The 14,431-nt window shown below is 66.7% G+C and carries 12 protein-coding genes and 1 tRNA gene; 5 read left to right on the forward strand and 8 right to left on the reverse strand.

Annotation, left to right across the window (positions count from 1 at the left end; genetic code table 11):
• Window positions 1-83: 83 nt before the first annotated feature.
• Window positions 84-158, reverse strand: a tRNA-Gly gene (locus tag AC1RMY_RS01840).
• A 234-nt stretch (window positions 159-392) separates the two neighbouring features.
• Between AC1RMY_RS01840 and AC1RMY_RS01845 the strand changes: the two genes are divergently transcribed.
• The 4 genes from AC1RMY_RS01845 to AC1RMY_RS01860 all read left to right on the forward strand — a co-directional run bounded on the left by AC1RMY_RS01845 (window position 393) and on the right by AC1RMY_RS01860 (window position 4,191).
• Complete coding sequence (locus AC1RMY_RS01845; protein ID WP_492862235.1) at window positions 393-935, forward strand: prolyl-tRNA synthetase associated domain-containing protein; 543 nt, start codon at window positions 393-395, stop codon at window positions 933-935.
• A 78-nt stretch (window positions 936-1,013) separates the two neighbouring features.
• Window positions 1,014-1,913 carry a thioredoxin gene (trxA, locus tag AC1RMY_RS01850; protein ID WP_492862236.1) on the forward strand — a complete coding sequence of 300 codons (900 nt, stop codon included), beginning with the start codon at window positions 1,014-1,016 and terminating at the stop codon, window positions 1,911-1,913.
• A gap of 17 nt (window positions 1,914-1,930) precedes the next feature.
• Window positions 1,931-2,602 (forward strand): LON peptidase substrate-binding domain-containing protein, encoded by a 672-nt coding sequence (locus tag AC1RMY_RS01855; RefSeq protein WP_492862237.1) that lies wholly within the window; start codon window positions 1,931-1,933, stop codon window positions 2,600-2,602.
• A 185-nt stretch (window positions 2,603-2,787) separates the two neighbouring features.
• A complete protein-coding gene (locus AC1RMY_RS01860) occupies window positions 2,788-4,191 on the forward strand; it encodes an MFS transporter (RefSeq protein WP_492862238.1) in 1,404 nt (467 codons plus the stop codon).
• Between the two features lie 143 nt (window positions 4,192-4,334).
• Here AC1RMY_RS01860 and AC1RMY_RS01865 read toward each other — a convergent pair whose 3' ends face one another.
• From AC1RMY_RS01865 to AC1RMY_RS01895, 7 genes are all read right to left on the reverse strand, one after another.
• Window positions 4,335-5,771, reverse strand: coding sequence for a homospermidine synthase (locus AC1RMY_RS01865; protein WP_492862239.1), 1,437 nt, complete (start codon window positions 5,769-5,771; stop codon window positions 4,335-4,337).
• Window positions 5,772-5,888: 117 nt separating this feature from the next.
• A complete protein-coding gene (locus AC1RMY_RS01870) occupies window positions 5,889-6,716 on the reverse strand; it encodes a phosphodiesterase (protein WP_492862240.1) in 828 nt (275 codons plus the stop codon).
• 178 nt (window positions 6,717-6,894) lie between these two features.
• A complete protein-coding gene (locus AC1RMY_RS01875; protein ID WP_492862241.1) occupies window positions 6,895-8,226 on the reverse strand; it encodes an ABC transporter substrate-binding protein in 1,332 nt (443 codons plus the stop codon).
• A gap of 11 nt (window positions 8,227-8,237) precedes the next feature.
• Window positions 8,238-9,101 carry a carbohydrate ABC transporter permease gene (locus tag AC1RMY_RS01880; RefSeq protein ID WP_492862242.1) on the reverse strand — a complete coding sequence of 288 codons (864 nt, stop codon included), beginning with the start codon at window positions 9,099-9,101 and terminating at the stop codon, window positions 8,238-8,240.
• Complete coding sequence (locus tag AC1RMY_RS01885) at window positions 9,098-10,033, reverse strand: carbohydrate ABC transporter permease (protein WP_492862243.1); 936 nt, start codon at window positions 10,031-10,033, stop codon at window positions 9,098-9,100. Before AC1RMY_RS01885 ends, AC1RMY_RS01880 begins: the two co-directional genes overlap by 4 nt.
• 111 nt (window positions 10,034-10,144) lie before the next feature.
• Window positions 10,145-10,681, reverse strand: a complete 537-nt coding sequence (locus AC1RMY_RS01890; protein ID WP_492862244.1) for a GNAT family N-acetyltransferase — start codon at window positions 10,679-10,681, stop codon at window positions 10,145-10,147.
• 237 nt (window positions 10,682-10,918) lie between these two features.
• Complete coding sequence (locus tag AC1RMY_RS01895) at window positions 10,919-12,064, reverse strand: type III PLP-dependent enzyme (RefSeq protein WP_492862245.1); 1,146 nt, start codon at window positions 12,062-12,064, stop codon at window positions 10,919-10,921.
• Between the two features lie 767 nt (window positions 12,065-12,831).
• Here AC1RMY_RS01895 and AC1RMY_RS01900 point away from each other — a divergent pair.
• Window positions 12,832-14,421, forward strand: coding sequence for an OpgD/OpgG family glucan biosynthesis protein (locus tag AC1RMY_RS01900; RefSeq protein ID WP_492862246.1), 1,590 nt, complete (start codon window positions 12,832-12,834; stop codon window positions 14,419-14,421).
• Window positions 14,422-14,431 lie beyond the last annotated feature (10 nt).

Below are 14,431 nucleotides of genomic sequence, written 5' to 3' on the forward strand. Positions count from 1 at the left end.
TTGCCTCCAACGACGGCCAAGTCAAAACGCAAAAAGCGCCGGGAAACCCGACGCTTGCGTGCCTCTCTGGCCGTGTGATGTCCTGGAGCGGGAGAAGGGATTCGAACCCTCGACCCCAACCTTGGCAAGGTTGTGCTCTACCCCTGAGCTACTCCCGCATCAGGACATGGCCGCGTCGTTTCCGCCGCGGAGGCCGGCTTATTGCCCCAAGGCGGCGCGCATTGCAAGCGCCTTGTTGCGGAAATTTCATGCTTAGCGAAATCGGGCCGGATGCCCGCGTTCAGCGGCTTCCCGATAGGCCAAAACGGTGCTTGTGGCCGGCATTCCGGAGCGTTAGGCAACGCGGGCAGGCCCATTGAGGTCTCCTTCCAGTGCGAATCCGACATCATCCGATGCTACAGACCGTCCCGACCGCCACCCATCTGACTCCTGATGAGCTTTGTGCCTATCTCAAGGAGCGTGGAATCGCGTTCGATCGCATCGATCACGAAGCGGTCTTCACAGTCGCCGAATCGCAGGCGCTGCGCGGCACGCTGCCGGGGCTGCATTCCAAGAACCTGTTCGTGAAGGACAAGAAGGGCCGGCTCTTCCTGGTCTCGGCGCGGGAGAATGCCCGCATCGACCTGAAGCGCCTGCACGAGACGCTGGGCGCCAGCGGGCGGCTCTCCTTCTGCTCGGCCGAGACGCTGATGGAGAAGCTCGGCGTCACGCCGGGCTCGGTCACGGCCTTCGCCGTGATCAACGACCGGGCCGGGGCGGTGACGATGGTGCTGGACCGCAACCTCACCACCGGCGCGGACATGAATTTCCATCCGCTGATCAACACGGCGACGCTGCGGATCGGGCGCGACGACATGTTGGCCTTCCTGCGCGACACGGGTCATGAGCCGCTGATTGTCGATTTGCCGGTTCCCGATGATGGACAGAACGGCTGATCCTCCCCATCTATGGTCCGGCCGCAGCGGCGACCGAACCCGAATATTCTCTGATCCGAGCGCGACGAAGGACGACCGATGCTGGTCAATGGCGATGCGGCCGAGCAACCCGGCCTGATCAAGGACACGACAACTCAAGGGTTTCGGCAGGACGTCGTGGCCGAATCGATGAACCAGCCCGTGCTGGTCGATTTCTGGGCGCCGTGGTGCGGCCCGTGCAAGCAACTCACCCCGGTGATCGAGAAGGTGGTCAAGGAGGCGCGCGGCAAGGTCCGGCTCGTCAAGATGAACATCGACGACTTCCCGGAGATACCGGGCCAGCTCGGCATCCAGTCGATTCCGGCTGTGATCGCCTTCAAGCAGGGCCAGCCGATCGACGGCTTCATGGGCGCGCAGCCCGAGAGCCAGGTCAAGGCCTTCATCGAGAAGCTGGTCGGCAAGATGGGGCCGGGCGCCACCGAGGAGCTGATCTCGGCCGCCCAGGCCGCCGCCGAGGCCGGGGATGCGGCCGGCGCGAGCGAGCTCTATGCGCATGTTCTCGAGCTGGAGCCCGAGAATCTCGCGGCGATCGCGGGCCTTGCGCGGCTGCATCTCGACATGGGCGATATCGAGGGCGCGACCGGTATCCTCGGCACGGTGCCCGAGGCGAAGGCGGCCGACCCGGTCGTCGCGGCGGTGCGCGCCGCGATCGAACTGGCGCAGCAGGCGGCTTCGCTGGGCGACACCGCCGAACTCGAGGCCAAGGTCGCGGCCAACCCGAAGGACCATCAGGCACGCTTCGATCTGGCGCTGGCGCTGAACGCCCGCGATCGCCGCGAGGAGGCCGTCGACCATCTGATCGCCATCATCAAGGCCGATCGCAAGTGGAACGAGGACGGCGCGCGCAAGCAGTTGCTGCAATTCTTCGAGGCGTGGGGGCCGATGGACGAGCACAGCATGGCCGGTCGACGCAAGCTCTCGGCCCTGCTGTTCTCCTGATCATGGAGTTGCCGCAGATGGGCATGAACGCCGTCTACAAGGGGCCCGAGGATTGCCCGTCGGTGATCCCGGTCTTCCCATTGGGTGGCGCACTCCTGCTGCCGCGCGGACAGATGCCGCTCAACATCTTCGAGCCTCGCTACATCGCGATGATCGACGACGCGATCCGCTCGCGTCGCACCGTCGGCATCATCCAGCCCGAGCTGGAGACCGGGCGCCAGTCGGCGACGCCGCCGCTGCTTCAGGTCGGCTGCCTCGGCCGGATCACGCAATTCGCCGAGACCGGCGACGATCGCTATATCCTGACGCTGACCGGCATCGCCCGTTTCCGCGTCGCGGAGGAACTCCCGGTCACGACGGCCTACCGGCAGTGCCGCGTGACCTATGACGATTTCATCATCGACTTCACAGCCCGCGCCGGCGAGGAGGAGGTCGACCGCGCCGCGCTGCTCAAGGCGCTGCGCGCCTTCGCCAAGGCGAGCGACCTCAAGATCGACTGGAAGGGCGTCAACGAGGCGCCCAACGAGGCGCTGGTCAATGCGCTCTCGATGATGTGCCCGTTCGGGCCGCGCGAGAAGCAGGCGCTGCTGGAGGCGCGGACCCTGAAGGAGCGTGCCGAGGTGCTGGTGGCGATCACCGAGATCGAATTGGCGCGCGGCGGCGGCGATCCCGAGACGACGCTGCAGTGAGTGGCGATCCAGGTAGCTTACATGTTTGAAACGCGCCGTCATCCCGGGCGACCGGAGGGAGACCCGGGATCCATGCCTGGGCCTTCGAGGATCAGCGTTCCGGCATGGATCCCGGGTCTACGCTTCGCTCCGCCAGGGATGATGTCGTCCCATTGTTTGCCGTCTGGCATGGTGATCAGCCCGCCATGGCCATGAGTTCGTCCGCGGATCGGGCTGAAACGCTGCCGACCCCTTATCCACCCCGCCGCGCCGTGACCGCCTGGCTGTTCTTCGACTGGGCGGCGCAGCCCTTCTTCACGCTGATCACGACCTTCGTCTTTGCGCCGTTCTTCGCCGCGGCGCTCGCCTCCGATCCGGCGCAGGGGCAGGCGCTGTGGGGCTATGCGACGGGGTTCGCCGGCCTTTGCATCGCGCTGCTCTCGCCGCTGCTCGGCGGCATCGCCGACCGCACAGGGCCGCGCAAGCCCTGGATCGCCGTGTTCGGCGCCTGCCTCGTGCTGGGCTCGGGCGCGCTCTGGTTCGCGGTGCCGGGTTCGCCCCTCGCGGTGCCGATCGCGCTTGGCGGCTTCGTGCTCGCGACAATCGGCGCCGAGTTCGCGACGACCTTCAACAACGCGATGATGACGCGGCTGGTGCCGCCGGAGCGGCTCGGCTGGCTCTCGGGCACGGGCTGGGCGATCGGCTATCTCGGCGGGCTCGTTTCGCTGGCGGTCACGCTCGGCCTGCTGGCGGCGGAGCCGGTCACGGGCAAGACGCTGGCCGGGCTGACGCCCATCTTCGGGCTCGACGCGGCGACCCGCGAGGGCGATCGCTTTTCGGGGCCGCTGACCGCGCTCTGGTTCGTGATGTTCGTGGCGCCGATGTTCCTGCTGACGCCGGATTCGCCGCCGACCGGCATGAGGCTAGCCGAAGCTGCCAAAGGCGGCGTCGGCCGGCTGAAGGCGACGCTCGCGGAATTGCCGCGCCTGCCCTCGCTCGGGCGCTTCCTGCTCGCCAATATGATCTACCAGGATGCGCTGGTGGCGCTGTTCGCCTTCGGGGGCATCTACGCTGCCGGCGTCTTCGGTTGGCAGACGATCGAGATCGGCATCTTCGGGATCATGCTGACCATCACCGGCACGCTCGGCGCCTGGCTCGGCGGTAAGGTGGACGACGCGATCGGCGGCAAGGCGGTGGTGCTGGGCGCGATCGGCTGCCTACTCGTCGCTTGTCTCGGCATCCTCTCGCTGGCGCCGGATCGCATCTTCTTCGTCGTGGAGGCCGTGCCGGCGGCGCCCGGGGATGGGCTCTTCGCGTCGGTGCCGGAGAAGGTCTATCTCGGCCTTGGCCTCCTGATCGGCCTCGTCGCGGGGCCGCTGCAGGCGTCGTCGCGCAGCCTGATGGCGCGGCTCGCGCCGCCCGATCGCGTGGGCGAGTTCTTCGGGCTGTTCGCCCTCTCGGGGAAGGTCACGTCCTTCCTGGGGCCGACGCTGGTCGCGCTGGCGACGACGGCCTTCGCGAGTCAGCGGGCGGGCCTCGCCGTGCTGATCGGTTTCTTCCTGGCCGGTGGGGCGCTGCTGGCTGGGGTGAACGTCAAACGGGTGCCCTAGCCGCGTATCATTCCGGGTTCGGCCCGAAGGGCCGAACCCGGAACCCACGACCGGGTGCGACGCCGACCGGGCTCGAACGTGTCGAGAGCCCGGTCATGGGTTCAGGGTTCAGGCGCTACGCGCCTGCCCCGGAGTGACAGGTTTTACCGAACCAGGATGTTCCGGAACTGCCAGGGATCGCTCTCGTCGATGTCTTCCGGGAAGAAGCCGGGGCGGCCATCGAGCGGAGTCCAGTCGGTATAGTGGCCGGTGACCGGGCCGAGATAAGGCAGTTGCACCTCGAGGCAGCGATGGAAATCCATCTCGTCGGCTTCGACGATGCCGGCGTTCGGGTTCTCCAGCGCCCAGACCATGCCGGCGAGCACGGCCGAGGTCACCTGCATGCCGGTGGCGTTCTGGTACGGCGCGATCCGGCGGGTTTCCTCGACCGAGAGCTGCGAGCCGTACCAGTAGGCATTCTTGCCATGGCCGTAGAGCAGCACGCCGAGCTCGTCGATGCCGTCGACGATCTCGTTCTCCTCGAGGATGTGGTGCTTGTCCTGCACCTCGCCGGCCGCGCCGAACATCTCGTGCAGCGAGAGAACGGCGTCGTTGGCGGGGTGATAGGCGTAGTGGCAGGTCGGCCGGTAGACGGCCTGGCCGGCCTCGTCGCGGACGGTGAAGTAGTCGGCGATCGAGATCGACTCGTTGTGCGTCACCAGGAAACCGTATTGCGAGCCGGGCGTCGGGCACCAGCTCCGGACGCGGGTGTTGGCGCCGGGCTGGAGCAGGTAGATCGCCGCCTGGCAGCCGCTCTCATGGGTGCGGCCGTTCTCCGGCATCCATGTCTCATGGGTGCCCCAGCCGAGCTCGGCCGGCTGCATGCCCTCGGAGACGAAGCCTTCGACCGACCAGGTGTTGACGAAGACGCCGGGCAGCTTCGGCTGCCGGGCGCGCTGGGTGTCGCGCTCGGCGATGTGGATGCCCTTGACGCCGACCTGCTGGGCAAGCGCGCCCCATTCGGCGCGCGTCTTCGGCTCCGGGGTCTCCAGGCCGAGATCGGCGGCGATGTTGAGCAGGCCCTGCTTCACGAACCAGGAGACCATGCCGGGATTGGCGCCGCAGCAGGAGACCGCGGTGGTCGTACCGGCGGGGCGGGCATGTTTGGCCGCGATGGTCGCCTCGCGCAGGGCGTAGTTCGAGCGCTCGGCCGCCCCCTTGCTGTGGTCGAAATAGAAGCCGAGCCAGGGCTCGTTGACGGTGTCGATATAGAGCACCCCGAGATCCGAGCAGAACTGCATGATGTCGAGCGAGGAAGTATCGACCGAGAGGTTGACGCAGAAGCCCTGGCCCTCGCCCGCGGTGAGGAGCGGCTCCAGCAGCGTCTTGTAGTTCTCGCGCGTCACGGCCTCATGGATGAAGCGGATGCCGCGCTCGTCGAGCAAGGCACGGTCGGCATCATCGGGCGCTATCACCACGAAGCGCGACTTGTCGTACTCGAAATGCCGTTCGATCAGCGGCAGGGTGCCGCGGCCGATGGAACCGAAGCCGATCATCACGATCGGGCCGGTGATCTTTCCGTGTACGGGCCAATTGCTCATTCTCGGGTTGTCTCCTTCGGGGATAGCGCTGTTGAAAGGGATGGCCGCGCGGAGCCATCCCCGGCTCGTATGGGCGAAGCGCCCTTCCGTCAATGACGCAAGCGACACGCGCCCTTGTCAGTGGTCGCCGGGATAGTCGGCATCCAGCACGAAGGGGTAGGGGCCCGGGAAACGCTCGACATAGGCCGTGTGCGTCACGAAACCGGCGGCCGGCCTGAACGAATGCAGCAGGTAGGCGGGCGGTTCCATGTGGAAGGTCGCGGCGCTCGTCTCCGAGAGGTCGAGCGTGACCTGATGCGTCACGCTTGGTCCGATCTGGGCGATGGTGCCGCCGAAGCGCGTCACGATCGGCCGGTGGTGGTGGCCGCAGAGGATGCGCTCGACATTCGGATAGCGTGAGACGATCGCGGCGAACTCCTCCGCGCCGTCCAGCAACCGGATCGCATCCATATGGGCGATGCCGCAGTCGAAGGGCGGGTGATGCATGAAGATCGCGACCGGTTTGCCGTTCGCCTCCTCCAGCGATTGTTCGAGGAAGGCGAGCCGCTTGTCGCAGAGCGCGCCGGCGCTCTTGCCGGGCAGCAGCGTATCGAGTCCGATCAGCCGCATCGGCCCGAGATCGGCGACGAACTGGACGAAGCCGTCGTCGAGAACCTGGCGCTGATCCAGGCCAAGCCCGTCGATCAGCGTCTCGCGACGGTCATGGTTACCCGGGACCAACAGGATCGGCATGCCGAGGCCAGCGAGCATCGCTCGCAGCAACTCGTATTCCTCGGGCAGACCGCAATCGGTGAGGTCGCCTGTGATCACCAGAAGGTCGGGGCGCGGGCTGAGCCGGGCGACGACATCGAGCGCCCGTTCGCTCAGCGCATTGGTTTCGGAGACGCGATAGGCGGGCTTGCCGCGCGGGCGGATATGCAGGTCGGTGATCTGGGCGATGAGCATGGTGTCTGATGTCCGGGTATGATCTCCCGTCATGCTCGGCCTTGTGCCGAGCATCCACGTCTTGCGAGGTGGATGAAGGGAAGACGTGGATGGTCGGGACGCGCCCGACCATGACGGCGGTGGCGGGGCGAAGAATGCATGCCCGGCTCAAGGCAGGGCATGCCGTCGATCGCCAGCGTCAGTTGGTCGGCAGCTTGAGCGCGGTCTGCTCGACGTAAGGACGCATGATCTCGTCGGCCTGCTTCTGGGCGGCGGCGAGCGCTTCCTTGGGCTGCTTCTTGCCGGAGAGCACGGCGGCGAGCTCGTCCTCGATCGCCTTGCGGACGGGGACGGTCTTGTAGGTGGCGAACCACGGCTTGGCGAAGGCGAGCTGGCTCACCGCGATGCCGGCATCGGGGTTCTTGGCGATGAACTCTTTCATTTCGGCTGTGTCATAGGCGGCCTTGTTCGGCGCGAAGTAGCCGGTGGCGCGGCTCCACCAGCCGGACTTCTCAGGGCTCGTCATCCAGTTGATCAGCGTCCAGGCGGCCTTGCGGCGCTCGCCCTCGACGCCGGTCGGGATGACCAGCGAGGCGCCGCCGATCGGAACCTCGTTCTTCACGTTCTTCGGGACGAAAGCGACCTTGTAGGGGAACTTGGCGTTGTTGCGGATATGGGTCAGCGAGCCCGTCGAGAGCAGCATCATCGAGGCCTGGCCGGAGAGGAAGGCCGAGGAGACCGCGCCGCCGGCCTGCACGCCTGCCGGATGGACCTTGTGCTTGGCGACGAGGTCGGACCAGAAGGTCAGGGCGCCGAGCATCGAGGGGGTATCGTAATAGACCTCGCCGCCGTAATCGACATTGAACCACTGGCCACCATTCGAATGGGTCAGGGCCTGCAGGATCCATCCGCCATAGTCGTAGTTCGAGGGCATCATCATGCCCCAGCGGGTGACGCGGTCGCCGTCGCGCTTGGTCAGCTTCTTGGCGGTGGCGGCGAGCTCTTCCCAGTTGGCGGGGAGCTTGTCGGGGTCAAGGCCGGCTTCCTTGAGGTGGTCGGTGTTGACGTAGAGCAGCGGCGTCGAGTTGTGGAAGGGCACGCCGTAGACCTGACGGTCGAGCATGGCGTTGCCGTGCAGGGCGTCGAAGAACTGGCCCATGAACTGGTCGTTCGTCTTGCCGTCGGCCTTGATCAGGGCGTCCATCGGCTGGATCTCACCCTCGATCTTGAGGTCGAGCAGGAAGTTGGCGGACATGATCACGGCGGCCGGCGGCTTGCCGGCCTTCATCGCGGCGCGGGTCTTGATCAGCGTCTCGTCATAGGAGCCGGTATAGACCGGCGTCGCCTTGATCGAGGGGTTCTTCTCGTTGAACTCCTTGAGCAGAGCCGACATGTCGCGGGCGAGCTGGCCATCGACGGGGACGGGGAAGAACAATTCGATCTCGGTCTGGCCTTGCGCGAAGGCGGGCGAGAGCGCGAAGCTCGCGGCGAAGGCGGCGCCTGCGAGCAGGCTGCGGCGGGTAGTCGTCATGGTGGCTTTCCTTATTTGATGCCGGAGGAGACGAAGGAGTTGACGAAGGCGCGCTGGAACAGGGCGAAGGCGACCAGCAGCGGCGCGCTGACCAGCAGCGTTCCGGCGGCGATGACACCCCAGGCCTGCGCTCCCTCCGAACCGCGGGTGAACGCCGCAAGTCCGACGGTGAGCGGGCGCAGATCGGGCGAGTTGATCACCATCAGCGGCCAGAGGAACTCGTTCCAATGGGCGGTGACGGAGACGATCGAGAAGGCGACGAGCGAGGGCTTGGCGAGCGGCAGATAGATGAAGCCGATGCGCTGCCAGACATTGGCGCCGTCGATCAGCGCCGCATCCTCCAGCTCGCGCGGGATCGCCCGAAAGGCCTGGCGCATCAGGAAGGTGCCGAAGGCCGAGGCGAAATAGGGCGCCATCACCCCGAGCAGCGTGTCGTAGAGGCCGAGTTTGGCGATCGTCGTCAGGTTGGGGACGATCAGCACGACCGGCGCCAGCATGAGCTGGAGCAGGAAGAGGTAGAAGCAGAGCGTCCGGCCGGGAAACTCAAGGCGCGCGAAGGCGTAGCCGGCTAAGGTGATCGTGACGATCTGCACGGCGAGGATGCCGAGGCTGATGATCGTCGTGTTCAGGCCATAGCGCGGGAAGTCGGCCGAGGCCCAGGCCTCGCGGAAGTTGGCCAGCGTCGGGATGTAGGAGGGCACCAGCGAGGCCATGCCGGCGCCGATGCTCTCAGGATTGAAGGCCGCGACCAGCATCCAGAGGAAGGGCACCATCCAGAGCGCGGCGACGAGCAGCGTCGCGGCATAGCCGAGCTTCGGCGAGATCTCGCCGGTCGCGACGCCTGAGCTGGCCTCGTTCATGCCGGACTGATTCATGGCTCCTTCTCCCCGAAGGAGCGCTCGAGCGTGCGCAGCGAGGAGGCGGTGACGGCAAGCAGCAGCGTCAGCATCACCAGCGTCCCGGCGGCGGCGCGCCCGGCGTCGTAATTCTCGACCGCCTGCTGGTAGACATAGAACAGCAGCAGGTTGGTGGAGTCCGACGGGCCGCCCTTGGTCAGGACGAAGACATGATCGACCTGCGTCACGACATTGAGCAGGCCGATGACCAGCACGAAGCCGATGGTGGGCTTGAGATAGGGCAGGGTGACATACCGGAGCCGCTGCCAGGGGCCGGCGCCGTCCAGGATCGCGGCCTCATAGGCGTCCGCCGGCACGGCCTGGAGTCCCGCGAGGAAGAACAGCATGTAGTAGCCGGCGTTCTTCCAGATCGTCAGCGCCATGATCGACCAGAGCGCGATATCGGGATCGCCGAGCCAGTTCGGGCCGGAGATGGCGAGCTTGGCGAGGTGATAGTCGATCAGCCCGACATTGGGCAGGAACAGGAAGAGGAAGATCGAGGCCGCCGCGACCAGCGGGATCAGCACCGGCAGGAAGAACAGGGCGCGGAACAGTGCGTTGATCCGGCTCGTCCTGGCCAGCGCCATGGCGAAGCCGAGAGCCAGCACGAGGCTCGGGACCACCGTGCCGAAGGCATAGACCAAGTTGTTGGCGAGCGCCTTGCGAAAGGCGGGATCGGCGAAGAGCTTCTGGAAGTTGTCGAGCCCGACATAGGCCTGCGGGCCGCCGACGCGGATCTGGCCGTGCAGCGATTGCCACAGGACCTGGACGACGGGCCAATAGGTGAAGAGCGCGAGGAAGACGAGCGAGGGCGCCAGCATCGCAAAGGCGAGCACGGTCGCCTCGCGGGGCCGCCATAGCGGCAACCTCCGGGCGCCTTGCCTGCCCGCCGTGAAAACCGCCTGTGCCATGAACCCCGCCTTTCGTAGGGGGTCATGGCGGCGGTTGACGACGAAGCCGTTACGGATCGATGACGGATGCGTGACGGCGCCGGCAAAATGCCGAGGCCGTCATGCTTATCCTCAGGCGGCGCGGCGCGCGGGCCCGGCCTGCCGGGTCGTCTCGTCCAGCGGCCCGGTCGCGACGAGCACGCCTGCCGCCCCCGCAAGAGCACCATCGCGCAGTTCGAGGCCGAGGAAGCGCTCGCGCTCGACCGGGCCGGGCATGGCGAGCTCGCGGGTCAGATCGCCGGAGAAGCCGAAGCGTTCGTAATAGGCGGCATCGCCGACGAGCAGCACGGCGCCATGGCCGCGGCAGGCCGCGCGCCAGATCGCCTCGCGCATCATCGCGCGGCCGAGGCCCTCGCCCTGGAGTTCGGGCGAGACGGCGAGGGGGCCGAGCAGGAGCGCCGCCTTGCCGCCGGCCTCGACATGCCAGAGCCGGACGGTGGCGACGACGACGCCGTCGCGCTCGGCCGTCAAGGCGAGACCTTCAGCCGGCAAACGACCCTCGCGGAGCCGTTCGCTCGACTTGGCGGTGCGGCGCTCGCCCAGGCAACGGTCGAGCAGCGCCTCGCGGGCGGGAACATCGGCAGCGACCTCGTCGCGGATCGTGATCATGACGCACCTCCGGCCGGAGCGCCTGCAAACCTGCAGACCTTCCCGGCGCCGCGCGGACGCGGCCACATGAAACAGGGATGTGTGGAAGAGGGTCCGGCGGGAGCCACGTCCGCGCGCGTCCATTCTTGGAGGCGCGAACACTCCGCCCGAAACCGTTGGGCGGCCTGCCGATCATGGCAGGGCGCTTCGCCGGACCCGATTGGCATAGGAGGCGCGAGAGCGCCTCCGTCCTAACCGTCAGATGACGTACTGCCTCAGCGGCGGGAAGCCGTTGAAGGCGACGGCCGAATAGGTCGTCGTATAGGCGCCGGTGCCCTCGATCAGCACGCGATCGCCGATCTCCAGACTGAACGGCAGCATGTACGGGGTCTTCTCGTACATGACGTCGACCGAGTCGCAGGTCGGGCCGGCGAGCACGCAGGGCACCGTCGCATCGCCGTCGCGGGCGGTGCGGATCGGATAGCGGATCGCCTCGTCCATGGTCTCGGCGAGACCGTTGAACTTGCCGATATCGAGATAGACCCAGCGGACGTTGTCGTCCTCGGACTTCTTCGAGATCAGCACGACCTCGGCCTCGATCAGGCCGGCTTCGCCGACCATGCCGCGACCCGGCTCGATGATCGTCTCGGGCAGCTGGTTGCCGAAATGCTTCGACAGCGCCCGGAAGATCGCGTCGCCATAGGACGGCACGCCCGGAATCGGCTTCAGGTAGCGCGCCGGGAAGCCGCCGCCGAGGTTGACCATCGACAGCGACAGGCCACGGGTGGCGCACTCCTTGAAGATCGCCGAGGCCGAGGCCAGGGCCGAATCCCAAGCGTTGACGTTCGCCTGCTGCGAGCCGACATGGAACGAGATCCCATAGGCATGCAGGCCGAGACGATGGCCGTGCTCGAGCACGTCCGCGGCCATTTCGGGCACGCAGCCGAACTTGCGCGAGAGCGGCCAATCGGCGCCGGCACCGTCGCACAGGATGCGGCAGAAGATGCGCGCGTCCTTGACGCCGGTCTTGTCGGCCGAACGAGCGACCTTCTCGACCTCCGCCGTGCAATCCACCGCGAAGAGACGCACGCCGAGCTCCATGGCGCGGGCGACGTCACGCTCCTTCTTGATGGTGTTGCCGAAGGAGATGCGGTCGGCCGTGGCGCCGGCAGCGAGGGCGAGCTCGATCTCGACGACCGAGGCGCAATCGAAGCAGGAGCCGAGCTTGGCGAGCAGGGCGAGCACCTCCGGCGCGGGGTTCGCCTTCACCGCGTAGAAGACGCGGGTGTCCGGCAGCGCCCGGGAGAAGGCACGATAGTTGTCTCTGACGACATCGAGGTCGATGACGACGCAGGGACCGTCCTCGCGACGGGTACGAAGGAACTCACGGATGCGCTCGGTCATGAGACGCGACTCCCTCCGGCGCAAGCGGCGCCGATGCGACGTGAAGCCGGCTTGAGTCGCTCGGGCGAACCACGGCGCGTTGGAAACGCCGCGGGTCACCGAACGAAACGTCCGGACCCTGGTAACCGTCGCTTGGGGAGACCCCGCACGCCCGGCAATGAAGGACAAGCCTCTTCGGTGCTGGTCTTTGGAGGACCAGCGAGACCAAAAAAAGCCCGTTCCGTCGTTGCTTTAAGCTGCGTCCCCCGTGGAGATTCGGGGTTCGCCGGTTTCGCCTCCGGCTGCCGATCGCTGTTCGGAGAACAATTCCCCTTGGGAGGGAACCGGGAGGCGTGATTTGAGGGGATGTCCATCCCCCTCCATCCGTCCTCCAACTCCTGGCGGCTGTCCGGCCTCTTGTCCGGATGCCCACCGATCGGCACGCGGCCACAGGCACGTGCGAATTGGGTGAACGCGATATACGGACGATGGACCCGGCATTCAAGTTTTTTCTGAAGTCCGGGCGCGGTTTTTTTGCCGAACGCGATCGAGTCCGGTCAGGCAAAGTCGGATGAAGCGATGCGCCCTATCCAATATCGGCGTCGGGTTGAATCCGGTCAGCTCTCGCCGCAGGCGCCTGAGCGTCTGTCAATGGCGCGCGTTGCCGCCTATATCGCACGATGCGGCCCTAGACCGGCCCCAATTCCTCGCCTAAGTCACTGGCAGGCCAGCCTTTGACAATTGCTAGCGCCGCGCCCGCGGCGGTGCTACGAGACGACGGAACCATCATGACCAACCCAGACCGCCGCCGTGTCCTGGCGGGGCTCTCAGCTGCGCTCAGCCTGTCGACGGCGCCGTCGGTGCTGCTGGCGCAGCAACCCGCTGCTCGGCCCGATCCGGCGCCCGAGCCGCCGCAGCCGCGCTTCGGCTTCGACGAGGTGGTCCGCCGCGCGCGCGAGATCGCCGCCGTGCCCTATGACGCCGGCCCGACCCTGCCAGAGCCGCTGTCCCGGCTCGATTTCGATTCCTGGCGAGACATCCGCTTCCGGCCGGAGCGGTCCCTGCTCGCGCAGAACGGTTCGCCGTTCCGGATGCAGATGTTCCATCCGGGCTTCCTGTTCACGCGCCCCGTCGTGGTCAACGTCGTCCGTGACGGCGTGCCGACGCCCGTGCCTTATTCGGCGAACCTGTTCGACTATGGCCGCGTCAAGTTCGACAAGCCGCTGCCGGTCAATCTCGGCTTCGCCGGCTTCCGGCTGCACTACCCGCTCAACGATCCGCGCGTCCATGACGAGCTGATCTCCTTCATCGGGGCGAGCTATTTCCGCGTGCTTGGCCGCGAGCAGCGCTACGGCCTGTCGGCGCGGGGGCTCGCGATCGGCGCCGGCGTGCCGGGCGGCGAGGAGTTCCCGATGTTCCGGGAGTTCTGGGTCGAGGCGCCGGCGGCCAATGCCGAGCGCGTCACGGTCTATGCGCTGCTCGATTCGCCCTCCGTCACCGGCGCCTATCGCTTCCACATCTATCCGGATGTCGATGCCGTCGTGGATGTCGGGGCGACGCTGTTCCCGCGCAAGACGATCGAGAAGCTCGGCCTGGCGCCGCTGACCTCGATGTTCTTTACCGGCGAGAACGACCGCCGGTTCCACGACGATTTCCGTACCGAACTGCATGATTCGGACGGGTTGATGATCCATTCCGGCACCGGCGAATGGATCTGGCGGCCGCTGCGCAATCCCAAGCAGCAGGCGGTGTCCTCCTTCGTCGAGCGCAATGTTCGCGGCTTCGGGCTAATGCAGCGCGACCGCGTCTTCGAGCATTATCAGGATCTCGACCTGAGCTACGAGCTGCGCCCGTCCTACTGGATCGAGCCGCAGGGCGATTGGGGCGAGGGCGTGGTCGAACTGATCGAGATGCCGACGACCGATGAGACCAACGACAACATCGTCGCGCTCTGGCAGCCTAAGACGCCGCTGGAGCCGGGGCGCGAATTCTCCTTCGGCTACAAGCTGACGGCGATGATGGATTCGAGCGACCTGCATCCGGGCGGGCGCATCATCAACACCTACCAGGCGCGGCCGAAGGCGCTCGGCTCCGGCGAGCCGGTGCCGGCCGGGGCGCGGCGCTTCATCGTCGATTTCGCCGGCGGCGACCTCGACTACCATCTGCGCCAGCCGGAGAAGGTCGAGATCGTGCCCTCGATCGCCTATGGCCGGATCGACCGCGCCTTCATCGTGCCGAACCCGAAGACGCAAGGCTTCCGCGCCTTCATCGACATCGTCGTGGAGCCCGGCCAGCTCGCCGAGATGCGCGCCTTCCTCAAGAGCGGCGACAAGACGTTGACCGAGACCTGGAGCTATCCCTGGCGGGCCGAGGCGTAGCCAGGAGAGA

This window comes from Allobosea sp. GW822-FHT03F07 (assembly GCF_058801345.1).